The sequence below is a fragment of the Niabella agricola genome (genome assembly GCF_021538615.1).
Lineage (GTDB): Bacteria > Bacteroidota > Bacteroidia > Chitinophagales > Chitinophagaceae > Niabella > Niabella agricola.
The window spans coordinates 780,357-803,337 of record NZ_JAJHIZ010000002.1 but is presented as its reverse complement, the minus strand read 5'-3'; the positions used below and the strand labels follow the sequence as shown (position 1 = coordinate 803,337).

Annotated in this window: 15 protein-coding genes and 2 pseudogenes; 2 read left to right on the top strand and 15 right to left on the bottom strand. The window is 45.7% G+C overall.

Annotated features, from left to right (window positions below; all coding sequences use genetic code 11):
• Positions 1–384: 384 nt before the first annotated feature.
• Both LL912_RS03735 and LL912_RS03730 read left to right on the top strand, forming a co-directional pair.
• Positions 385–666 (top strand): annotated as a pseudogene (locus LL912_RS03735) (transposase); the annotation flags it as partial.
• Positions 667–1,384: 718 nt separating this feature from the next.
• A complete protein-coding gene (locus tag LL912_RS03730; RefSeq protein ID WP_235552214.1) occupies positions 1,385–1,765 on the top strand; it encodes a response regulator transcription factor in 381 nt (126 codons plus the stop codon).
• On the opposite strand, the gene LL912_RS03725 is transcribed toward LL912_RS03730, so the two are convergent.
• From LL912_RS03725 to LL912_RS03660, 15 genes and pseudogenes are all read right to left on the bottom strand, one after another.
• Positions 1,762–2,265 carry a hypothetical protein gene (locus LL912_RS03725; RefSeq protein ID WP_235552213.1) on the bottom strand — a complete coding sequence of 168 codons (504 nt, stop codon included), beginning with the start codon at positions 2,263–2,265 and terminating at the stop codon, positions 1,762–1,764. The two genes, LL912_RS03730 and LL912_RS03725, sit on opposite strands and share 4 nt — an antisense overlap.
• A gap of 7 nt (positions 2,266–2,272) precedes the next feature.
• Positions 2,273–2,671: a fibronectin type III domain-containing protein gene (locus tag LL912_RS03720; protein ID WP_235552212.1), complete on the bottom strand. Its 399-nt coding sequence runs from the start codon at positions 2,669–2,671 to the stop codon at positions 2,273–2,275.
• The gene (locus LL912_RS03715; RefSeq protein WP_235552211.1) at positions 2,668–3,201 is read right to left on the bottom strand and encodes a hypothetical protein; all 534 of its coding nucleotides are present in this window, start codon (positions 3,199–3,201) and stop codon (positions 2,668–2,670) included. The genes LL912_RS03720 and LL912_RS03715 overlap by 4 nt, the downstream gene beginning before the upstream one ends.
• Positions 3,198–4,418: a type IV pilus biogenesis protein PilM gene (locus LL912_RS03710; RefSeq protein WP_235552210.1), complete on the bottom strand. Its 1,221-nt coding sequence runs from the start codon at positions 4,416–4,418 to the stop codon at positions 3,198–3,200. Before LL912_RS03710 ends, LL912_RS03715 begins: the two co-directional genes overlap by 4 nt.
• 3 nt (positions 4,419–4,421) lie before the next feature.
• On the bottom strand, positions 4,422–6,362 hold the full coding sequence (locus LL912_RS03705) for a type II secretion system protein GspD (RefSeq protein ID WP_235552209.1): 1,941 nt from the start codon (positions 6,360–6,362) through the stop codon (positions 4,422–4,424).
• 879 nt (positions 6,363–7,241) lie between these two features.
• A complete protein-coding gene (locus tag LL912_RS03700) occupies positions 7,242–8,666 on the bottom strand; it encodes a GspE/PulE family protein (protein ID WP_235552208.1) in 1,425 nt (474 codons plus the stop codon).
• The gene (locus tag LL912_RS03695) at positions 8,666–9,199 is read right to left on the bottom strand and encodes a hypothetical protein (protein ID WP_235552207.1); all 534 of its coding nucleotides are present in this window, start codon (positions 9,197–9,199) and stop codon (positions 8,666–8,668) included. Before LL912_RS03695 ends, LL912_RS03700 begins: the two co-directional genes overlap by 1 nt.
• A gap of 4 nt (positions 9,200–9,203) precedes the next feature.
• Entirely contained in the window at positions 9,204–9,629 is a 426-nt protein-coding gene (locus tag LL912_RS03690; protein ID WP_235552206.1) for a prepilin-type N-terminal cleavage/methylation domain-containing protein, read from the bottom strand.
• A gap of 586 nt (positions 9,630–10,215) precedes the next feature.
• Positions 10,216–11,043, bottom strand: a complete 828-nt coding sequence (locus LL912_RS03685; RefSeq protein ID WP_235552205.1) for a hypothetical protein — start codon at positions 11,041–11,043, stop codon at positions 10,216–10,218.
• Positions 11,044–11,465: 422 nt separating this feature from the next.
• A pseudogene (locus LL912_RS26170) lies at positions 11,466–11,576 on the bottom strand (hypothetical protein); the annotation flags it as partial.
• Positions 11,558–11,857 (bottom strand): hypothetical protein, encoded by a 300-nt coding sequence (locus tag LL912_RS03680; RefSeq protein ID WP_235552204.1) that lies wholly within the window; start codon positions 11,855–11,857, stop codon positions 11,558–11,560. The gene LL912_RS03680 and the pseudogene LL912_RS26170, both read right to left, overlap by 19 nt.
• Before the next feature lie 190 nt (positions 11,858–12,047).
• Positions 12,048–12,380, bottom strand: a complete 333-nt coding sequence (locus LL912_RS03675; protein ID WP_235552203.1) for a hypothetical protein — start codon at positions 12,378–12,380, stop codon at positions 12,048–12,050.
• A 10-nt stretch (positions 12,381–12,390) separates the two neighbouring features.
• On the bottom strand, positions 12,391–16,728 hold the full coding sequence (locus LL912_RS03670) for an RHS repeat domain-containing protein (protein WP_235552202.1): 4,338 nt from the start codon (positions 16,726–16,728) through the stop codon (positions 12,391–12,393).
• Positions 16,729–16,758: 30 nt separating this feature from the next.
• The gene (locus LL912_RS03665) at positions 16,759–17,139 is read right to left on the bottom strand and encodes a hypothetical protein (protein ID WP_235552201.1); all 381 of its coding nucleotides are present in this window, start codon (positions 17,137–17,139) and stop codon (positions 16,759–16,761) included.
• Between the two features lie 5 nt (positions 17,140–17,144).
• Positions 17,145–22,949, bottom strand: coding sequence for a DUF5977 domain-containing protein (locus LL912_RS03660; protein ID WP_235552200.1), 5,805 nt, complete (start codon positions 22,947–22,949; stop codon positions 17,145–17,147).
• Positions 22,950–22,981 lie beyond the last annotated feature (32 nt).

The window sequence follows — 22,981 nt, the reverse complement described above, 5'->3', positions numbered from 1 at the left end:
CTCGATCGTTGCTTCGAACGAGAAGCTTTGGTAGAGACTCTGGCTCGAAGTATCATTCAGTTTCTGCAATAAGATATATGCCTCGAAGGGCAAAAGAACATTTTAGCTGATGCTATGGGAGTTGGCACTCTCACTGAGAAGGATTAAGGTCAGTTAAGGTTCACACTCCATCATTTTTTAGCTATCTTTAACAACAGATACCGCCTCTAAATAGGCAGTGTTTAGTTCTTTGTGTAAATAAATATTAAGTAACTGTATGGGAGAGTTAACCACCGGGCAGGTGAAGCGAAGTGAGGCGGAGCGTAGCGGAGCCGAACGAAGCGAACCCGCCCGGGTTGCGGCCGGTGCTTTGGCCCGGATTTTTTAACTTTTAAATACAGTTTTATGGAACAGGACAACAAATTACCCAAAGACTTCTTCAAGCAATTTACAAGCAAAGAAGATTTTCAATCATTTTTTAGCGAGCTCTACAAACAGGACGTAGAGCAGATGTTACAAGCCGAACTTGATAGCCACCTCGGTTATGAGAAGCATGCCAAAGATGGCAACAATACCGGCAATCGCCGTAACGGCACCTACCCCAAAAAGGTAAAGACCCAGTCGCTGGGTGACATGGTGCTCAACATTCCCAGAAACCGTAACAGCAAGTTTGAGCCGCAGTTGATTATACCACTCTCGACCTCCGTTGTGCCATTTTTATCATGATATAAATAAATATATCGGATATCAGATTCCAGACAATACCATTCTACTAGTTGTTCAAGAGAGCGCAGCAGGCTATTACAAATCTATGCCAGCGAATCCTATAATAACAATCGATCACCTCCTATTACATTACAGATGGCATCTAGGGGAACACTTCAAAAGAAAAGATTTGGACAGCCATGAACCACGATGAGAAGGTCTCAATTAATTTCCCGTGTTAATAAAAAGGCCATCACTAAAGCAAACACAAGTAATCCAGCAAACACTCGAAAATAGACCTTTATTATTTTGCGTTTGTAATCCGGCTCTTTTTTTGCATATAAAATTGTGATTTTTTTGATGCAGCCTAACCAAAAAAACATTAATCCTAGAAAACTAAATATTGTGCTTATCTGAATTATTCCCATTATTTTTTTTCTTTTCCTGAAATATCAAAATTTTTCAACTCACCAAGCGCTTTCTGATATTCTCTAGCTTGTTCTTCGAGCTTATCGAGCTTTTTAGAAAAATCTTCCACAAAGAGACTCATATAACCAACGGCAAGCTGGACATTATTCTTTTAGACTATCAACTGGAGAACTCAACCAGTGAGGGGTTTATAAGCTGGCTTGAAACCAATAAAATAAAGGTACCCTCCATAGCTATGATCGAGTACTCTGACTTTGAGCATATTAAAAAGATGAAAAAATTTAACGTGAAAGGTTATATTTTAAAGGACATCTCATCTTCTGAGCTTGTTATTTCAATTGAACGAGTACAAAATGGAGAAGTTTTTATCTGCGAAAAACTGCAAAAAATGATTAACGCGCAATTACCTGATCAAATTTTGAGCACTCATCGTATCACAAAAAGGGAGCAAGAAATTATCGGATTAATGGTAAGAAAACTTAGTTCGAAAGAAATGTCAAACAGACTATTTTTAAGTAAACGAACTATAGATAAGCACCGCGAGAATATTTTAAAAAAATTTAATATCAACAGCACTTCCGCACTGGTTAAAGCTTTAAAAATATTGGCGAGTATTATGCTTTCTCATAATTTTCAAACTGTTTCTTTTTAGCCGCCCAAAACAATTTCAATTTTCCGCCCATTAAAACTCACTATTATTTTCTGATCTGCTATATATAACACCCTTGTCATGTCATCGATTTTTTCATTGACCCCTACACTCATGCTGCGGCCGTTGACACTGATCATGGCTGTTTTCTTTTTTGTCTGCGGGTTGTAAATATAACCGCTGTATTTGATGGCTGGTGGCGGTGGTGGCGGGGCAGCAATCACCGGCGCCGGTTGCGGATTGGCAACCACACCTGTTGCTGTTTTTGCACCACCCGGCACAGCCACTTCTGTAATCTCCTCTTCCTCCGTAACCAGTTCATTGTTGAAAGGATCGGGATAAGAGGCCGCCGTAAGCTGGTAGGTGGATAAGGTGTCCGTGGTTTGCAGCGGTTTTATCTTTGTAGCTACCGGCGGCGGATCATCACCCGATAAGCCCCGGATTACTTTGTAAATGATCAGGCCCCAGATCAGTGCTACCAGGCCGATCAACAGGTATTTCATATTGGGATTATTCTTCAAGGCCTTGATTATTTTGTATAAAAAACATCCAGGGTTTGCTATACGGGCTTACCGTGTTTTTACCGATGGCCCGTACCCGCCACTGGTATTTTTTGCCCCGCTCCAGTGCGGTGATCCGGATACTGCTGCCGCTGGTGATGGTGTCTTTTACCAGTTTTGCCAGGGAATCAAATTTAGGCTGGGCTACCTGTACCTGGTAATCGGCCGGCTGCTGAAGCGGTGTCCAGCTCAGCTGTACCAGGGTATCGGCCAGCAGCATACTGTCTGCCGGAGCCGCCAGCTTTACAGAGTAGGACGAATAATCATCATCAAAGATCTCTTCGCAGGAAGCCGATGCCATCAGCATCCCTGCCAGTACCGTAATTCCTATGATATGCCTGTTCTTCATTTTTTGTTTACCACGTTTTGAATGTATAAACTGCAGTTCAGCACCTCGTTGTCGCCATCCTTTATGTTCTGGTACTTAATGGATGCAATCCGGCACTGCTGCTCCTGCTGTTCCAGCTGGTAGATCAATTGCAATATCTTTTGGAAGCCCCCCTCCACGGTTACAATCCGGGTCCAGATATCCTGGGCACTTGTTCCCAGCGGCTTGTATTCTTTAAACTGCAGGCCCAGTTCATCGCAGCGGCTGTTGATGGAGGCCAGGATGGCGCCGTCCAGCCGGGAACTGTCTACCAGGTATTGTTGTTGCCAGCGGGCAACGGCTTCCTGTTTTTTCTCCAATACCTGCATACTGTCCGCCATCAGGGCACCCTGTTGCTGCAGCCGCTGGTTTTTATGGTATTCGCTGATCACAGCTGCTGTTTTCCTGAAACCGAGCAGGTAACAAAGCAACAGGAGCGGCAGCACCGACCAACGCAGCCACTGCAGGCGTTGCCGGTAAGTAGTCTTTTTTATATGCAGGGCCTTGCTCATGATCGTATGGTAATTTCCAGGGTGAATACGGCCGCCAACAAATCCCGCTTGTATAAATAATTATTAATGATCACCGCTTCCACGCCGGGAATGTTTTTAATGGCCCGGCTAAAGGTTTCCAGCTCAGTGGGATCGGTAGACAGGCCCTGCAATATGATTTTATTATGGGCAAAAACCAGGTCCCCCGCGCCCACTGTTTCCTGTATGGGGGCCGTTTGCAGCAAGGTAAAGCGTACTGTTTCCGGCGCCAGCCCGGCAATGCGATCCGCATAATAACTATGCCGTGTATTTTTATTCCAGCCGGCACTGGTGAAAAAAGCATAAGAGGAATCCGACCGGGCATTTTCCAGCAGGCTGCTTTGCGCTGCAGCCTGCGCCAGGCTGGCTTGTTGTGCCAGCACCTTATTCTTACCAAAATAGTGGTTGAACACAAAGAAATTACCCAGCAATAATACCAGCAACGCCGCCAGTACTGCCCATTTGGTAAAATGGAACCGTTTGTAGTATTTATAGTCTTGTGCGGCGGCCTCCACAGCGGCCGTTGAAATAACGCGCTCCAACTGATCTGCCGGCTTTAACAGCACCTGCAGCACCGCCCCCAATGCATTTACCTGTTGGTGCTTATAGGTTTCTCCGCCAATCAACAATGTGGATGCATCCGGGCGTTCTCCGGGACTATAGGTAATTTCACGGATCTTTTTTTGAACGATCGTTATGGAATACGAGGAAGTATTTATGACCGCATCCGGTGTTTCCAGGAAGGGTAAAGCCTGCAACAGCGGCGTTATCCCAATATCGAGCGACAGGGGTTGAAGCCCTGCAGTGTCTAATGCCTCCACCACCTGGTCTACCAGTGTTTTACGGCAGATAAAATGATATTGCCCGGTTGCATCATCGGGACAGGTCACGGAAAAGAACTCCCCGGGGTTGGAGCCCGGAAATAACTGGTTCACCAGGTTGTTTTCCGGTTGGGCAGTCTTGCGCATCAGGACGCCTTTGCCATTAATCACCAATACAACCGGCACCTGTTTGGGCAGTTTTGCTTTTAGTGCCTTCAGATCATCAATACCGGTATATTCCGCAATTTTCTTTAATTTTTTCTCAATAAACTTTACATAGACCCCGTTGAACTGCCAGCGTTCATCTGCTCCAATCAGCAGCTCCAGGCCAACGGCTTCTTTAATGGTAATGATGCTATCGTTTAGCTTCCGGAACATCGGTTAATTATAAACAATGGTGGGTTTAATAAATACTACGGATACAACTTTCACATTTTTACGATTGCGCGAACTGAACAGCCATTTCAACACCGGGATTCTTCCCAGCAGCGGGATGCCATCATAGCTATCCCCCTTTTCGGTGCGTTCAATGCCACCCAGCAGCACCATATCATCATTTTTTACCCGGATGATGGATTTGAATTTGCTCGTGGCGGTGGGCGGTGGCTCGTTGATCTTGGTATCCGCCGTAAAGTTGGAAATATCCATTTCCATATTCAGGGTCACATCCTCATCGGCCGACACAAAGGGCGTGATCTTCAGTTCCAGGTTGGCTTCTACGGAGTTGAACTGTTTGGTGGAAACAATCGTAGGGTTCAATGATCCCAATGTGTTCTGTGTGGATATTTCATAATACCGGGTGTTGCCAATACTCAGCGAAGCCGCGTGCCCGTTGAGCGTGGAAAGCTTGGGCGTCTGCCGCATTTCCACGTTCTGCCGGTTTTCGATGGCCTGCAACTGCAGGTAAAAATTGGGCGTTACATGCCCCAGGTTGAACACATTGTTCAACCCGATCTTATCGATGATATTATTGATCGATCTTGATCCCAGGGTAAAATCCAGGCCGCCACCCAGTAAATTGCCGCCGGTACGCATACTATCGGAAATACCTGCTTTTAGTCCGGCCTTAACCACCGATCCTTTATTGATATCCATAATGATCACTTCGATGGTGATCAGCGGCACTTTGCGATCCAGCTGTTTGACCAGCTGCTCTACTTTATTGAGCTGGGGCTCCGGACCTGTAGCCAGGAAGGCATTCAGTTCTTTAAACTCTTTTACGGAGATATCCTTCTTCAGATCATCCGGCAGGAAATGCACCAGGGAATCTACCGAACGGTGGTGCAGCTGGATCAGGCGTTGCGCGCGGATGCCTTCAAAATTCTTTTCGCCGATCATGTAAATGCCATCCTGTTGCGAGAAGGAATATGGGGTTCCCAGCAGGATCTTTTGCAACACCTCTGCATACCGCAGGTTATGGGCCTCTGCCGTTACATTGCCGTTTAGCTCTGCATAGATAAAATAGGGTACACCGGCCTGGGCCGAAAGGTTTTTCACCAGCTCTTTCAACGGCGTGTTTACCGCGCTTACATTCAGCAGCCGTTCATCGCCTACCTGGCTGGCATCGATCGACATCCGGCCGGGGGCATTCTTATCCCCGCCGCCGGTTTTACGGGCAATGGTGTAGCCATCCGTTGCGGGCCGGGTGTTTTTAAGTACATATTCCTCGTCCTCCTGCAGGGCATCCAGGATAAAGTTATCCCCACCGCTGGAGGTCATTTTAATCCGGTTGGATACGGCGATCTTCCCCAGTGCCTCCCCCACCGGCAAGTCTTTTACATAGCCGGATACCAGCTTGTTGATAGAGGCCGGCATTACCGCAATATTTACCCCGGTTAACTGCGTGATCTTTTTGGTTACATCATAGAGAGTATCATTGGAAAGATCCAGGGAAAGCAATTTGGTGGCGGTATTATAATCGGCTTTGATGACTTTGGGCGGTGGCGGCAGATCGAGTTTCGGATCCCGGTAATTCCGTACATTAATGATCGTTCCCTGGAAATCGTAAGCCAGGCTGTACTGGTCTGCAATAAAAACCAGCACATCGCGTACCAGGGTATTGGAAAAATGATTGGTCATTTTTTTATTTACCTCCGGCGCAATATTAATATTGAGCTTGTAGGACTGCGCCAGTCCCCGCATAAAATCGGCAATTGAAATATCCGCTACATCCATCTGGATGGACTGGTTCAGTCCCGGCAGGTCCATGGACAGCGTGGTGAGGATATTGCGCAGCTGCATCAGCCGGTCTTGCTGGGCCATTGCCGTCAGGTGCATGCAGCAACCGATAAAAAATACAATCCTTATATAAAATTTCCTCATAAATGTTTCTTCCTCTTTTTGAAACTTAAACCGCTACGTCTCTTTCTCATAGATTTCAGCGCATTTAGCGAAATCGCCGCATGCATTATGTTTTAAACTTAACCGCAATGGGCGCAATGGTCCCGCAACGATCACTATGTCCCTTTCTTGCATGCCCTGCGAAATCCTTTGCGTCCTTGGCGTTTAAACTCCTGCCGCAAAGAAATTAAGAACCTGCACTCATCGCTAAAAAGAACTCTACTCTCAGAAACCTTCCTTGCCGTTTTAAACTTAACCGCAATAGTCCCGCAACGATCACTATGCCCCTCTCTTTTGCGTACCCTGCGAAATCCTTTGCGTCCCTTGCGTTTAAACTCCTACCGCAAAGAAATTAAGAACCTGCACTCATCGCTAAAAAGAACTCTACTCTCAGAAACCTTCCTTGCCGTTTTAAACTTAACCGCAATGGGCGCAATAGTCCCGCAACGATCACTATGTCCCTTTCTTGCATGCCCTGCGAAATCCTTTGCGTCCTTGGCGTTTAAACTCCTGCCGCAAAGAAATTAAGAACCTGCACTCATCGCTAAAAAGAACTCTACTCTCAGAAACCTTCCTTGCCGTTTTAAACTTAACCGCAATAGTCCCGCAACGATCACTATGCCCCTCTCTTTTGCGTACCCTGCGAAATCCTTTGCGTCCCTTGCGTTTAAACTCCTACCGCAAAGAAATTAAGAACCTGCACTCATCGCTAAAAAGAACTCTGCTCTCAGAAACCTTCCTTGCGGTTTTAAACTTAACCGCAATGGGCGCAATAGTCCCGCAACGATCACTATGTCCCTTTCTTTTGCATACTCTGCAAAATCCTTTGCGTCCCTTGCGTTTAAACTTTCCAATCCCCTTCTAGTTCAGCAACATCGGGTACACCTCTTCCAGCGAAGTTTCCCCGGCTTTCAGTAATTCAAAAGCATTATCGGCCAATGTTTTTATCTGTTTCTCCTTTAAAAGTTCATCCACCCGGGAACTTCCCTTTTTTATTTCGTCTGCCAGCTCCCCGTCCACGGGTATTACCTCATAGATCGCCTTCCGCTTCCGGTAGCCGGTATTAAAACAATGCGGGCAACCCACCGGTATCCAATGCCGGTGCAATGCCTGCGGCGGCCGGTAATTTTTCGGGAAGAAAGAGGGTAAAAAGGACTCTTCCCGTTTGCAATCTGGACAAAGCAGACGCACCAACCGCTGTGCCACCGAGGTATTCAGCGTATTGGCGATCAAAAAGGACGGGATATTCATATCGATGAGGCGCGACACCGTACCCCAGGCCGAATTGGTATGAATGGTGGAAAGCACCAGGTGCCCCGTGAGTGCCGCCCGTATCGCCATATTGGCGGTTTCTGCATCCCGGATCTCTCCCAGCATAATCACATCCGGGTCCTGCCGCAGGAAAGTACGCAGTGCCACGGCAAAGCTCAGCCCGATATTTTCTTTGACCTGCACCTGGTTGATCCCCTTTAAGGTATACTCGATGGGATCTTCGATGGTCAGGATATTTTTTGTAGAAAGGTTCAGCAGCTTCAGCGTGGCATACAGCGTGGTGGTTTTCCCCGACCCCGTGGGCCCACTGATCAGCACGATGCCATAGGGCTTTTTCAACCCTTCCAGGTAGTTATTTAAATCATTTTCCGAAAAACCCAGGGTTTCCAGCCGGATATCGGTGGCATCATTGCTGAGCAACCGCAATACTACTTTTTCTCCGTGCAGGGTTGGTACGATAGATACCCGGATATCAAATTTATCATTGCCTTTCTGGAAAAAAATCCGTCCGTCCTGGGGCAGCCGTTTTTCGGCAATATCCAGGTTGGCGCTGATCTTTATCTTATTGATGAGCGCGGGGTATTGCTTCTTTTCGATCAGGTAACGCAGCACCAGCAAGCCATCCACCCGGATGCGCACCCGGCAGTCGTTCTCGTAGGTTTCAATATGAATATCACTGCTCTTCAGGCTTTTAGCCTCCGCGATCAGGTCGTTTAAAAAATGATCCGGGTGACCGGTATAAAAATTATGCTGTCCCCGCTGGTCGGCCGTATCTTTTTTTGCATAGATTTCGCTGATCTTTTGAGTCAGCAAGGCACTGTCCAGCTTTTCAAACCGCACCGGATGACCCGTGATCCATTCCAGTTCCTCCTTATGCAGCCTTAACTCCGTTTCCGTTGCCCCCGCATCCGCCCACAGCAATAGCACACCGTTTTCGAAACCCGCAAATGCCGTATGGTATTTCCAGGCCAGCTCCGGCGTGATCAGCGTTGCTATGTTTGAGGTGGTAAGCATTATGGCTGAATGGCAGATAAGATGATTGAATCTTCAAAAAAATTATAGTGGAGCACGCCCTGGTTCAGGATCAGCAGCAGGGCCAACAGTACCGCCTGCATGCCCGCCAGTGGTATGGTAGCCTGGGCCTGTTGCCGGCTGCCCGCCACATGCCATACTCCATACGCGATCAATATGATGCATAAAGACCCGATCATCCAGGCGATAAAATGAAGCGGGGCAAAAAGCGGTGCGGTCGCCACCCAGAACAACAGGTCGCCCATTCCCAGCTTGCTCCTGAAAAGTTCCTGCAGCGAAATGCCACTCCGGATTTTAAAATAAGCCCATAGTCCGTACATTAATAGCAGTAACAGGCATGCATTCATCATCAGGTTGGAGACCGGTACAGCAACCGCCACTTTCATTGTTGCGTAAAAGACCACGGCTGCCGCCAGCAGCAGGTAATAATAGCCCTCGATGGCCCGGAACCGGAAATCCCGGACCGCCATTGCGGCCAACACAACGATTAAAGAAACCAGGCTCAATATTTCCATAGCATTAGTCCGGAACAGTTTCCACCAGTTTTTTATTATGATCGATCTCCCATTGGTTAAATGTGCCATCCCCATCAAAATCCACTACGGCCGTAGCCCGGGCCTTAAACCCTTTTGGAGACGCATCTATAATTTCTATTTTATAATTGGCCTGTCCGCCGCCCGTGGTCAGCTGCTGCTGTTCAAAGGAAATGGCATTCAGGTCGTTCGAATAAACAGAGTTCTCAAAAAAATAAGACCGTTCCAGGGTATACACGTGCTCCAGCTGCAGCTTGGCTTCCGTGCTCTTGGCCTTGGAGATCAGCGGCATTAAACTAGGCAGCGCCAATAGCACCAATATGCCGATAATGATCAGTACCACCAGTACTTCGGTAAGAGTAAAGGCAGCGTAGCGGTAACGAGCAGTTTTTTGGGGCCTGAGTGTCTTCAAGTCGATCTGTTTTAAACTAAAATAACATTTTTCCGGTATTTTCCAAACCGATTGGGGAATCAGCGGCCGCTTTTAACATGCTTTTGCAGGGGTCAGTCAATTTCACCGGGCACAGGCGTCAAAAGGACAGGCTGTTTCTTACGAATCTATGGGATAAAAGTAGGCTCAAATGGGCAATAATCAAAAAAAATTCCACGGATTGCTGCTTTCGCATTTCGGATTTCCGCCCTCCCGGTCGCTTCCTGTACCGTTTTTTCCTCAGCGTTTTCTGCGCTCTGCAGCCGCTTTTTTCAAATCCTGCCGGAGTGCTGCTGTTTGTTTCTGCTGCTCAATGACATAGAGGGTCAGTTCTTCGATTTTTCTAACAATACCGCCTGGTTGGCGCCCATATCAACACCCTGTTCTGCCACTTTTTTAGCGGAGGGTACTTGGTATAAAAGGATTGAATGTTTTTTATAAGAACAGTTGGCTCCATGGTTTTTGATAAAAGACAGGCAGCTCCTGCTACAAGGTTATTTTACCTGAGCATTAAAGGAAATTTGTCCAGACCTGCAATGGTACATTCCGTTGTTAAAAGCAGGGTTGCTTACCGGTATTTTGCTTTCGCTTTTTTTGCCGTTAATGTCGCCACCTGTTTTTGCAGTTTTTTGATTTGCTCGTGTTGCTGTAAAAGGTATAGCGTTAAGGTTTCATTCTTTTCAACTAATTCGCGAACCAGCATACCGAGTTCCGCCCCTTCCTGCGCGACTTTTTTCGCATCGGGCATGCCCGGCAAATGTCCCAATGTTTGAATTTCCTTCCGGAGCGAATCCAACGGTTTCAAATTATAGTCCGGGCGAAACACATAATCGGGCCAGGGGCCGGCATCCACCCGAACCTCTTTTGCACGAATCTTTCCATTTACGGATAATGGCTCCGCAGGATTGGATATACCGATGCCGACATTCCCCGTTTTATCAATTACAAACAGACTTTTCTCCAAAAGATAGGTGTTGTTTGCAGCAAGGTTGGCTACTACCCTGAAATGATCACCGGTTTGATTTGCTGCACCTATGATAGTGTGGGGTACCATGGTGCTATCCTGGGAAAAGGTCACAACACCTCTGTTTGAAACACCAATGCTGGCCCGTCCAGTTGGAAAACCACAATTCAGGAACATCCCATGAAAATTACTGATGAGCCCATAATTATCGATCCAGCCATCGCCGGTAATACTTTTAACCCGTATGGATGGATAGTAGGAATTTTCGTCCCCATCAAGAAACAATTGAGGATTGTTAGTTTTAATATGCAAGTGAGCGCCGGGAGAAACCGTGCCAATACCGACATAACCAGAGGCCGGAAAGGTATTCTGTGCTATAGTTTCAGTGGTTATCAAAACCAGCAGCAATAGACTGAAAAAAAGTTGTTTCATGTTGTTTGTTTTTGTGTTGGTTGAAGAAAATCTTTGAAGCCAGGCTGCTCCGGTTTATGCATTTATAAGATGATTATTAATGACGTAAGCAGTAACATCAATGATCGTTCACAGTGATCGTATCTGTTTATAAAAATAGAATTAAAGTTATGCAATGAAGACCGTTTCTCTATTTAACAGCGTTTGCAAAAGATGCCGGTAAAGTCTCATAGCGCAGTGTGCATTCATAAAAATCAAGTTATGGTTTCAGCCAGGGTTATCCCTTCAAAGATATATCATTACTAAAAGAAAAAAACAGGTCCTGCCGTTTTTTTTTTAAAAGATGGATGGCCCTTTGTTTGTGTTAATATTTACAGGAATACCTGGCAAACCTTTACCCCACACCTGATCATCAGTAAAGCCTCCTGTTGGATCGACCAGACTCACCGGATCATTGCCCATTGGTACGTAAGAGCTATAAATTCGCCTGAAGGATCAATACTCAACCACCTGCCCGCCCGGCTATCATACATTCTTAATTCAAAGGCATTCCAACCCGTTTCCGGATCTTTTTCCGCGTACTGCCCCTGGTATCCATAGCGGCATCCATCCGCATCGGTATAACTTCTCCCCCTATTTCCATTCCAAACGGATAGTAATCCCGGAAAACCACATAATCCGTGCTGCCGCTGTTGGTTTTTACCAACACAGCTCTTACATTGCCCAGGTGATCCTGCATTTCATAACGATACGCATTGCTCTGCCGGAAGTAAATACCGATGCGGCCGCCGGCGATGAAAGTATTTAGTTCTTCCAGAATTTGGCTGCAATTCAAAGAGCTTTGTATGCATACCATTATCGGTCACTCATTGGCCCATTTTCATTCCAGCGGAATGAAACAAAAACGGATGTAACAAAAAGTAACGTTATTGCACAGGTCAGCTATGCAAAACCTTAGCGACAGACCTGCGCGGGAAGGGGGCTTTTAGATAAAGTACAAAAGCCCGGACTTGTCGGGCTTTTGCCTATAACAAGCTCAATGCTCGTGCCGCATATTCTCGTACTAAATTCCAAGCATCATCATTTTCAAAGCTTTCGTCAGTTTGTCTTTCTTCAATAGAAAGATTAAGCTCTATAAGATTGTTGCATTTCAAAATATCAATAACCGCTTCATAAGAAACAATTCTTGCTTCCATTAAACTAGGCAGCAACCTGAATGCATTATCAAAATCAGAAATAGCCTCATCAAATGCATCAGCATAATCGGGGAAAATAGCCATTTGTTCTTTATATGGTTTTGACAAAGTGACTAAGCTATTTCTTAAAAGAGAAAATTTATCATTTACATCTAATGTCATAATTCAAATTTTAATTTGCTGCTGGAAATCTAAATGTATTTGCACCATTAGATACTTTCCAATATGGAGCTCCACCAAAATGCCTGCGTGAACCTGGATGATATTGAATTAATCTACCTGTTTCTTGACCCCTACTATTAACCTGACGTAATACCCAACCTTTATCCGCTCCTCTGGTTTTAGTCATAACGCTATTTACCCAGCCTTCTGACTTACTTAGCATATTGCGAACATAACCATAAGATTGACCTTGTAATAGGCTAGGATTAGTAAGGACATCATCAACGCTCTCTAAAACAGAACCGACTTTGCGTAAAGCTGTACTTCCCGTCTCAGCGGCCAATGCATGAACTGCCTTGGCCGCTCCAACTTCCACTGCTGTGGTTGTTGCCTCAATCGTGAGCTTATCTACACCCGTGGCCTTTAACAAACGATACGCTCTATAGGCTTTATATCCCTTACTCAACAAACTTACAACCTCTCCACCAGCAAACCAAATGATCGCCTCTTTGGCTATTATCCCTGAAACCCGCTGAAATTCATCTTTGCTTGCCTGCAACCTTTCCCTATATCCTACATTGTTAGGATCGGATACCTGGTTCAAAAATCGCCAGGCTTTCGGTGTGCCGTGATGATTACGCAAAATGTCAGCATAATATTCATATCCTCGTTCCTTCCCCCCCAGAAAATCCCATTCCTGTATCCAATCCCGGTAATTCATGCGATTCCATTGATTTGTATAACCGCGGATTGTAACATTATCCAATTCCTTCGCCGGAGGATCATCCGTAAAGCCTCCTGTTGGATCGACCCCATTCGCCGGATCATTACCCATTGCCACGTAAGGACTATAAAATTCGCCTGCAGGATCAATACTTAACCACCTGCCCACGCGACTATCATACATTCTTAATTCAAAGGCATTCCAACCCGTTTCCGGATCTTTTTCCGCGTACTGCCCCTGGTATCCATAGCGGTATCCATCCGCATCGGTATAACTTCTCCCCCCTATTTCCATTCCAAACGGATAGTAATCCCGGAAAACCACATAATCCGTGCTGCCGCTGTTGGTTTTTACCAACACAGCTCTTACATTGCCCAGGTGGTCCTGCATTTCATAGCGATAGGCATTACTCTGCCGGAAATAAATGCCGATGCGGCCGCCGGCGCTAAAGGGCACTTCGGTTTGCACCAGGGCCTGACCGGCATTTTGCTCATAAATCACATCCCCGATATAAAAAGTGGTTTTGATAACGCCGCCGGTACTGTTATAGCTGATCTTTTTGATCCGGCTGCCAGCTTCATCATATACATACTCCACCAGTTTTTTTGACCGGGCAGCATCGCTGTATACCATCGTTACCAGTCCGGATACATTATAGTCGATGTATTTGGCCGGGGCCGTTCCATAAGCAGGACCGGGCACTTCCGCAATCAGCTGCCCCAATGCATCATACTGGTAGCTGGCATAGGTTTGCCCGGTGGTTTGCTGGGTAATGCTTTCCAGCCGGTTCGTATTGGCCGTATAATTGTATTGAAAGTTATCAACCGTGGTGCCGGCCGCATCCGTGCGGCTCAGGTTCTTAATATTTCCATGCTTGTCGTAGCCGGTCTGGTCAGGAATGGTCTCGTTGTTTACGCCCAGCTGCGGGCTAAACGCATTATTGCTGATGCCGCCCCAGGTGGCAGTATGAAAGCGGTATTTGTTGTCGTATTTATACGCATACATATTGGGCGTTTCCGCCACACCTGCCATGGCCGTCTTTTTACTGAACCAGCTCATGCCCCGGATCTGCCCGCCGTATTGAGCGGGTGTTCCGTCATTGATGGCGATGCTGATATTGGTGGCCGGCGTAGAGCCGTCTTCCGTTCCGCCGGAGGCTGGCATGCCCAGCTGGGTGCTGAAGCTGTTGCCATTGCTGTTGAACCCCGGTAAAAAGGTAATACTATTGGTGGCCTTGTATACTGTCGTTTGCGGATCGTGGCTGCTTACCTGCAGGTCGGCATAAACGGCCGAACCGGAGGAACCGCTGGTATTGCTGCCGATGAGCGTATTACTGGTAAAATCGCCGTCGTAATATTCCAGCACCTCCCCAAAGGCATCTGGTAAAAACCCGGAATGATCTCCCGTCATCCCATCCTTACCCGGGTCCATGCCCTTCTTACTATGATTAATGGCCTTCAGTTTTCCGTCGAGGGTGTAGGTGTAATCGATCCCCTGGAGATTGCCCCCGATCTCCATGCGCTTTACCGGCCCATGCAGGAAATAATCCAGTTTGGCCTGTAGTATTTTAGTTCCGGCATTATCCGTGGTATTGGTATAGGCTTTAGAAAGACGTTCGTCCGCATCATACTCGTAATACTGTACAAAGGTTTCTGCGGATACATTCTTCTGGAAAATAGTTTTAGTTAAATTGCCTTCGCTGTCATACAGGTAGTCCTCTGTAAAATATTTATCGTTTCCATTGTCCATGGCCCTGATCCGCTTGATCGTCCAGGTACTGCGGCCCTGCTCATCATAGCTGTACCAGGTCTTGCTGTCCGGCCCTTCCGTAGTACTGACCCCGCCTCTGACAAAAGTCTGCGTATAACCGGATAGGGAATGCGTATTATCCTCCACATCATAGGTAGTACGGGTCCAATCCACCTTCGTTCCGGCCGACAATCCACCCTGCAGGGTCTTGTTTTCCAGAACTGCAGTATTTGTTTTGAGCCCGTTAAAGGTCACGTCTCCGTTGGGATGGTACTCCCCGCTTTCAATAGCCCGACCCCATGGGTCATAATTGGTATAAGAGAACCAGCCCAGGGGCCGCTGTTTGGCATTTTGGGAAAACCGCAGTTTGCCGTCCCGGCGGTAAATAAACTCCGACCGCGCACCATCGGAGCTGGTTGCGGCAATGAGCTGCCCGCGCAGGTTGTATTCGCTGGTCGACAAAAACGGGATATCATTCTTTGTGGCATAGGCATTTGGATTCGCAATCAGTTTAGATACCCCTTCCGGATCTATGGAAGCAACGGCCTGACCGAGCTGGTTGTAAAAGGTATAGGAAATATCGGAATACGAATTTGTATAGGTTAACGAAACATTATAAAAATTATTATTATTTACAAGCTTATAATACCCCTTGGGCAGCATACCATTTCCCGAAAAACCGGTGACCGGTTGTTCGGTCTTCATATCAAACAAGGTATAATCGGATCCGGAAACCTGTACCGGTGCATCTGCCAGTACCTTAAAATAATACAGCGCACTGGCCCTTTCTTTTCCTAATTGCGCAGCACACCCCCTGCAAACCGGAGTGCTGGTTGTACCCGACGCATCATAGTTGATGGTAAAAGGAACGTCTGATTCAATTTTAAATATTTCCGGCTTATAAATGATCATTCCAAGACCAGCAATATCCGCTGCCGGCCCGTTATAAACCTGCAACCAGGGTCCATTCGGATCTCCGTTACTGCTTGTATATATCTTTATATTTCCGCCATTTACCGAAACCGACTGCAATGCGGTTCCTACGTAATCATTGTTGGAGTAATACACATAATCCACAACACCTCCAATGGTTACAGCATGCGTTACGGTCAGTTCGGAGCCGGGCAATGCCGTCATTAATACTTTCCCATCCTGATCTGTTATGGATATCTGCTCTTTTCCGTTTACATCTTTTGCTACCGACTGAAATGCTTTGCCGGCCAGACTTGTTGGCATCGCTCCCAGTTCTGCCTCTGCAAAGTATTTATTCCGGATCTGCAGGTAATGATTGAGTTCATTCTGCACCGGGGCGATATAGCTGCTCATATCCCTGTTTGTGCCCATCTTATAGGCATCTCCCGGACCTGCGGTTCGTTTGGCGTTGCCGGTGCCATCCCTATAAAAATCTGTACGGGAATAAGGATAACCGGTAGTCGGAACCCTTAATTCTTTTATATTACCACTGCTATAATACCAGCCAAGTGTTCCCGGTTGAACGCCCACTGCATCCGGGCTATCGGTTTTGGCGTCGTCGAAATTGGTATGGTCATATGGTTTCCCGGTCGCATCGGTTACAAAATTGTTCCGATATTCGAAGCCAGTTCCAGCAGGTGCAGACATTGTAGTAATGGCCGGACGGTCATACGCATCATAAATAGTCTGCGATACCAGGGTCGTATCCGTAGTTATATTCTTTGCCTGGGATTGAATAACCTTTCCCGTATTATCAAAATAGATACGTTCTTCTCCGTTAGCAGTGTTATTTGCCTTCAGATTTTTGGTATGGATCCAAGGTAAACTGTTACTTGTTTGCTGTGCGCTCATCATCAGCGAAAGCATGACAAGCCAGGTGCACAAAAGGATTTTTTTATTCATGGGCTACATGTTAGTCATTAAATGAATGTACTATCGGTTTTTAATAAAAACCGGCGTTGATTCCCTGGGCTTTTTTTGATATGCTCCCATCAGCTCATCAATCATCTTTTGCCTTTTTATATATTTATCAAACTGCTCCTGCGATAAAATTTTCTTTAGCTCCTGTTTTTTCCATTGCTCAGCGAGTTCCGGACTTCCGCCAGGTTTTAAATTCGTCAACCGCGTAAAAAACTCGGTTTCCGTTTTCTCAAACTGTTGTTTTTGCTCGTTACTCAAGCCCAGGTATTTTCCAAAACCCTCGGTATTTTTTTTCACCGTTGTCGCCTGATACTCCCTGAGGCTATTTTGACTATACAAATTATTATTCAGGAAGATGACAAGGGCGAAGCAAATAACGTGTTTATAATACATAGTCGTTAATTAACAATTTCAAAATAAGTAGAGGTATTACAAATAGCCTCCGATGTTTCAGGATTATATAAGGTATAACTGATAAGTTCCTTAACACCTCCTCCAATTAAGAATGCCTTATTGAACGTCACGGTGATTACCTGAGGATTTGCCCGCCGGTCTGTGCACCGGGTTGCATCGCCGGAGGTATATACCGATGTCTGGCTCTGCGCTCTATAAGAAACAGTAACGGAACCGGTGTATGGAATGGTACACGCAGCATCTTTATACGCCCTTATATACGGGTACGCCGAAGTCATGTATTCGTCGTAGCCCCCAAGATCATAATATTCTTCATATTCAATCCGTACATATACGCCGTTACAGGTGCCCTGCTGATTGGCCTGTTGCTGTGCGTATGCCCTGGCCTGCAGATTCGCTTCTTCTTTTGAATTTGAAGAAGTAAACTGCCCCTCCGGAATATTAATCAATATTGAGGAACCGGTAACATTTGTTCCCTGGCAATCATTTTTTGTAAATGATTCGTTTACAATTGCATCATTCTTATACAGAAATTGCGGATAATGATATTGAAATTCACTTACAGGCCTGGAGCCGTTAACCATTGTTTCCCGATATGTTTTTATAAGCCGTCCGGCGTCATCGTATTCAAATTTTGTAAAGAAGTTATTGTCATCCAGTATATACGCTAGTTCCCCGGTAAAGTTATCATATACATAGGAGTTTACCCCGGCATTTAAGGGATGAAATCGGAGATCGTCAAGATAAATGATATTCCCATTTTCATTATTATAACAACCTACGGTTAACGTTCCGCCCCCGTTTAATGCTGCTGCTGGTATCTTAAGTGTAGCCAGCTGCCAGCCGGCAGGATTGGCGGAGGAAACTGTTCCATAAACGGGAGTTCCGCCTTTACTGTAATAGAGCCCCGCATTACTCACCAGGGTTCCGTTTCCGGATTTGATCCATACACTGGCAAAATAATCCCGGGCAGGATCTATTTCCGTACTCGAGGGGCCGTTGCTGCCAATAGGTACTGTATAGCTAAACCCGGTTTGTCCACTATTTAGCTTAACGCTTTTTGAGCCGGTATGTACATAAACCGGGGCTGTTTCCTGAATTGCACTACCCATGTTAATGTCGCCATTAAATTTGCTGTTTACAGGATTGTCTTCGGCACCACTATACGCAAGCTCCGCATAACGGGCTGGCCCGCCATTAATCATCACTTTACTATGATTATATCCCATTTTTGTAGCGGCAAATTGACTATTAATATCGGAGGCCTCCAGGGCATGCGAAAAAACGTCATATAAAGTCACTTGCCCGGTTTTGATCCATCCGGTATTTTGGGTTTGCGGGTCGTCCTGGCTACTCCAGTTAAACCCAACGAACAACCCAATTGCGGTCGCTCCATTTTGCGATTGTCCTTCCGGGGCCCAGGTATACGTCATCCGGGGGCGCCACACGTTGCCATTTGCTCCTCCATTTTGCTGAAGTACCGTGTAATTGGGATCCAACACATTTGCACTGTTACTCCATGTATTAATTGAAGCAGCCTTTAATCCCAACACATTGTTGGAGGCATTTACAATAAAAGAGTAGTTGGCAGCAACCTGCGTCAACATGTTTTTATTAGCGCTATTACTGGCTTTTACACCCATTTCCGGATAAATCCGGTATGCTGGCGTTGTACTATCCATAAACCGGTTACCATCTGCATCTATGCTTAAGGTTTTGGTTACTGCTCCACTATAAAAATCAAACCCAAGATTCTGCTGAACCGTTTTGGTACCATTTACATAATTAATAACCGTTGTGCCCGTGGAAATACACGGATAATCTTCCCGGCCGCTTAATGTTGACAGCACATCAGTTCTGTATCCCGGCGTATAGACCATTTTCACCTGGGAGTTCCGCTCCTGCAAGTATCCCTGGTATTTAAAATTACTTAACCGCGATTTATATTGATCGAAAATAGTACTGGCTGGTAAATTTTCCAATCCGTCATGCAAATAATGATTGATCGTTTCACTTAGTTTCTTACCCGTGTTATCATAATCTATCACACGCTTTAAATTGCCAATTGCGCTTGTGAACTTTTTTATTACAATATTTGCAGCACGCTGGTGGAATGTATGTGGGTCATGATCCCCAAAAAGATGATAATCTTCTTGTACAGAGATGTTGCTCTCCTGTACAGCCGCCACTTGCCGGTCAACCATATTTTCCCGTGGCACTTCGAATTGGTATACTCTCTTAGAAGGAACAATCCTTTCTGTATTGGTAGCATTATCTTTAACGCTATTTGTAACCGTAACGTATTGATACATTACTCCGGGCGAAGGCAATTCCCTTGCTATTAAATAAAGCCGGTCAATATTCCTATACAGGCGCTCTTTATAAACCTGTTTTATTTGTTCAAAGTAAGCAACCTTTTCATGATCCTCATCCGCTCCCCAGGGCCTGGGATAGGTAACCGCATTGATTTGAGCCCAGTCTCCGATGGGGAAAATTGTGGGCTCATACGAGGTTACGCCGGAGCTTTTCATTACATCTCCTGTTTCCCTGTAAGCATATTTTGTTTCTGCTATCGACCCACTATTATCACCGACGGAGATTTTCGCGACTCTTAATCCTCCTCCATATTTTACCTTATTTTGACTGGTATAAAGGTTTCCTGTAACCAGCTTAATATACTTCACCGTGCTACTTCGAAGCACGAATAGTTGGCGGTCCACATTGGTCATTCTGAATGTACCCGTTGCAAAATTAAGACCGGTGATGGTTCCTTCAAGAATATCACTGCTGGGAATATCCACAACGCTTCCTCCGGATTCCTGGCGTTCCCTGGTTAAAATAGAAAATCTAACCCGGTCGCCTTCTTTAATAAAATCTTTTAAATTGTAGCCTTCTGATTGTACAGTGCAATAAAAAGAACCATACTGATTATTGTTGTTGTCAAAGCTAAAATCAGACAAATTGGATAGAATAAAACTAGGACTGTTATCGAATGCCGTAGCGCCATAGTCGTCTGGCTCGTAGCTCACGGAAATATTGCCCCCCTGTGGTGTACTTATCTTCCGTAAACTCCATGCATCTGCACATTTCGCAGCCGCGGGATCAACCATTCGCGCCAGGTTTTCATTTTTATATCCCAGTGACGGGTCAAAATATCCTCTAAACATGCCCCAATTATCATAAAAGCTCTTATTATAAGGAGGATTCTTTGTTACTTTATAGGTCTTATTATCGTCGATGGCTACCTCGCCGCCCTTCAAAATGTATTTATAATTCCCCTGTGGCTGGGGTTCCAGTCTTACTACAACACCCGCATACTGTTCAGTCGCATCATTCGTAACGAGGATATCCCCTAGTTCTGGGACCTTGGGCTGGGGTTCATAGGCCCCGTTTATTACACTTCCTTTTACTATTTTCAGGGGCAAGTCATATTCAAACGAGGTTGCAGGCAGCACACTATGCCCGCCCTTACCAAGAAAGCTGAGCTTATTCAGTGTCAATTTCCCCGTTTTTACAGATGAGCCGCTAATGGCATCAAAGCTATTTGCAGTTCTCTTACAAAGCGAATAATCATATTTAAAATCAATAACTCTAATTGATTTGTCCTCAATCGTCTGCCGGCCTGCTGCATCAACATCCGACTTATCCAAAACATTCTGGGGAAGCTCACATTCGGTATATAAACTATTATTCCGCTGTGCAACATAATAAGGATTATTAGCTGCAGAAGCTTCATTAACAACCTGAGCATCCGAAGCATTCAACAAATAAATCCGATCTAATTTGAGGTTCTGCGTACTATTAAAGTTAAATACCCCCTCATTTTTATATTTATATTTATTATTGCCAGTACCTCCGAATTGCTCAAAAATTTCCGGAGAAGAGCTTTTTCCATCATTCCGGATACTTTTTTCAAATAATGCAACATGTGATCTGGTCCTTATCGAATTAAGAAAATACACTTCTTTTTTACCCATTGAGCAATTCTCCCATTGTTCATCTTCATCTTTATGTGCGCCCTCTGCAGGGTTTCTCCAGCTATAGTTATTCGACCATTTTCCGTATTCGAAGTTCACCCAATATCCCCAGTCCTGGTCATCAGCAATATTATTGCCGTTTCTATCTACAAAATCGGGCCCGGTAATAGTAGTCAGGTACCACGAATAGGCATACGAACCGGGTTTACTACTCCTGTTTAAAAAAACACCCCGCGATTCATCCAGCTTGTGCTGGGTTATTTCTTCTCCCCAGCAATATGCAGGAAGCGCGTAATGGTAGGTTACCCCGGAAGCATTTGTGACAGAAAAACCTTCTATCATACTGCTACGGTACCGGGCATTCCTGTCATAACCCGCAGCTTTGCTGGGTTTTATAAACTGATTCACAGATACAGTTCGCGAAGCTGCCAGCCCATTTGTTGGGCTATAACCGGCAGATGGATTGCCGGGTTCGCCAAAAACGGGATTCGGATCAAATGGCGGCGGTTGGCTACCTGTTGTTATATTATATTGAATTGACGACCCGTACATGGGATAATTTTGCTGGTAGGTATTCGAAAAATCACCTTCAAATCTAAATTTTGGGTTATAGGTCGTTGGCATTGTCCGCATAAATCTTACAGATCTGCCGCCACTTTCTGTAAGCCGGTTCATATCTAATAGACTTCCCTGAAAATAATAGGGGCGAATCGATCCTGAAATACCCTGGGCCAGCACATTGTAATTATCAAATTCCGGAAACGAACCTCCCTGATGTTTTGTTGCATCCGGTTGTCTTATAAATGCCGTAAGATTATCCTCAAGTAGCGAATAGCTATCATAAGAAATATTATTAACATCTTCCGGTCCGTCATTCAGATACAGACTTCCATAAGCACTTATCGACTCATTCCTGTCGATCCAATACCTCATTTTACTATACCCTAGACTTACGGAAAAATACCAGGGGGTGGGTATATTCATTCCATATGATTTAACTTCAGTCTGAATAGGCGCATCCTGGCTTGTTCTTACGGACGGGGAGGTATTTAACCCTGCAATAGATACCGTCCTGTCACCCGAAGTAGATAAAGAAGCCTCAAGAAAGCCGATTCCCCCGCTGACAGATCCATCAACCGTCTTAAAATTGGTTGCTACCCCCAGCTCACCCCATACGCCCACCTTGCTGTTGGTCAATCCCAAACTCCCATGTGCACCTTGGGTGTTGGAAATACCCACTCTTGCCCCAACTTTTCCGATTCCCTTCAAATCATAAGAATAACCGACATCCAGTCCGGTTTGAAACCCCTCTAGTCCGAAGCCATCGTATGTATCATTGGCAAATGTAAGCCCAACACTCGCATTCACCGGCAGCGCGCCCCAACCGATAGTTATACCGGCACTATAAGATTTAGTGGTGCCCCCTTCATAATAATCCTGCCGGTTATTTGTAACAGCGTGCCAGTCATCAGGCTCCCCGTTCACGCTTCTATTAATAGCCCCTGGATTTAATGTCCAACCCAAGCCAACCCAACTTGCTTCTACATTGGGCTGTATGCCCGCATGATAGGATAACGCAAGCGGATACCCTCCATCAGGACCCGGGACTTCCAATAAAGGAATATTATACGTAAAGTCACCGGTTTGCAGATTCACCAGATCCGTAGTATCCACGGGTTCAAAGCTGGTAACCTCAGGAGCGGTAGGGCCCGCGGTAAGGGCATAGGATACTGTAGGCGCAAATACATTTGTCAACATCAGCAGCAACAAGGTTGCCGCAATGGTTTTTTGGCTATGCGTTCTTCTTGGCATGTTCTTGGTTGTTTCTTTTAGTTATGGTCGTA

Bases quoted from the DNA above. Each gene is read 5' to 3' on its own strand.
- LL912_RS03730 (WP_235552214.1), top strand. From the start codon at position 1,385: ATGAAAAAATTTAACGTGAAAGGTTATATTTTAAAGGACATCTCATCT.
- LL912_RS03725 (WP_235552213.1), bottom strand. From the start codon at position 2,265: ATGAAATACCTGTTGATCGGCCTGGTAGCACTGATCTGGGGCCTGATC.
- LL912_RS03720 (WP_235552212.1), bottom strand. From the start codon at position 2,671: ATGAAGAACAGGCATATCATAGGAATTACGGTACTGGCAGGGATGCTG.
- LL912_RS03715 (WP_235552211.1), bottom strand. From the start codon at position 3,201: ATGAGCAAGGCCCTGCATATAAAAAAGACTACTTACCGGCAACGCCTG.
- LL912_RS03710 (WP_235552210.1), bottom strand. From the start codon at position 4,418: ATGTTCCGGAAGCTAAACGATAGCATCATTACCATTAAAGAAGCCGTT.
- LL912_RS03705 (WP_235552209.1), bottom strand. From the start codon at position 6,362: ATGAGGAAATTTTATATAAGGATTGTATTTTTTATCGGTTGCTGCATG.
- LL912_RS03700 (WP_235552208.1), bottom strand. From the start codon at position 8,666: ATGCTTACCACCTCAAACATAGCAACGCTGATCACGCCGGAGCTGGCC.
- LL912_RS03695 (WP_235552207.1), bottom strand. From the start codon at position 9,199: ATGGAAATATTGAGCCTGGTTTCTTTAATCGTTGTGTTGGCCGCAATG.
- LL912_RS03685 (WP_235552205.1), bottom strand. From the start codon at position 11,043: ATGAAACAACTTTTTTTCAGTCTATTGCTGCTGGTTTTGATAACCACT.
- LL912_RS03675 (WP_235552203.1), bottom strand. From the start codon at position 12,380: ATGACATTAGATGTAAATGATAAATTTTCTCTTTTAAGAAATAGCTTA.
- LL912_RS03670 (WP_235552202.1), bottom strand. From the start codon at position 16,728: ATGAATAAAAAAATCCTTTTGTGCACCTGGCTTGTCATGCTTTCGCTG.
- LL912_RS03665 (WP_235552201.1), bottom strand. From the start codon at position 17,139: ATGTATTATAAACACGTTATTTGCTTCGCCCTTGTCATCTTCCTGAAT.
- LL912_RS03660 (WP_235552200.1), bottom strand. From the start codon at position 22,949: ATGCCAAGAAGAACGCATAGCCAAAAAACCATTGCGGCAACCTTGTTG.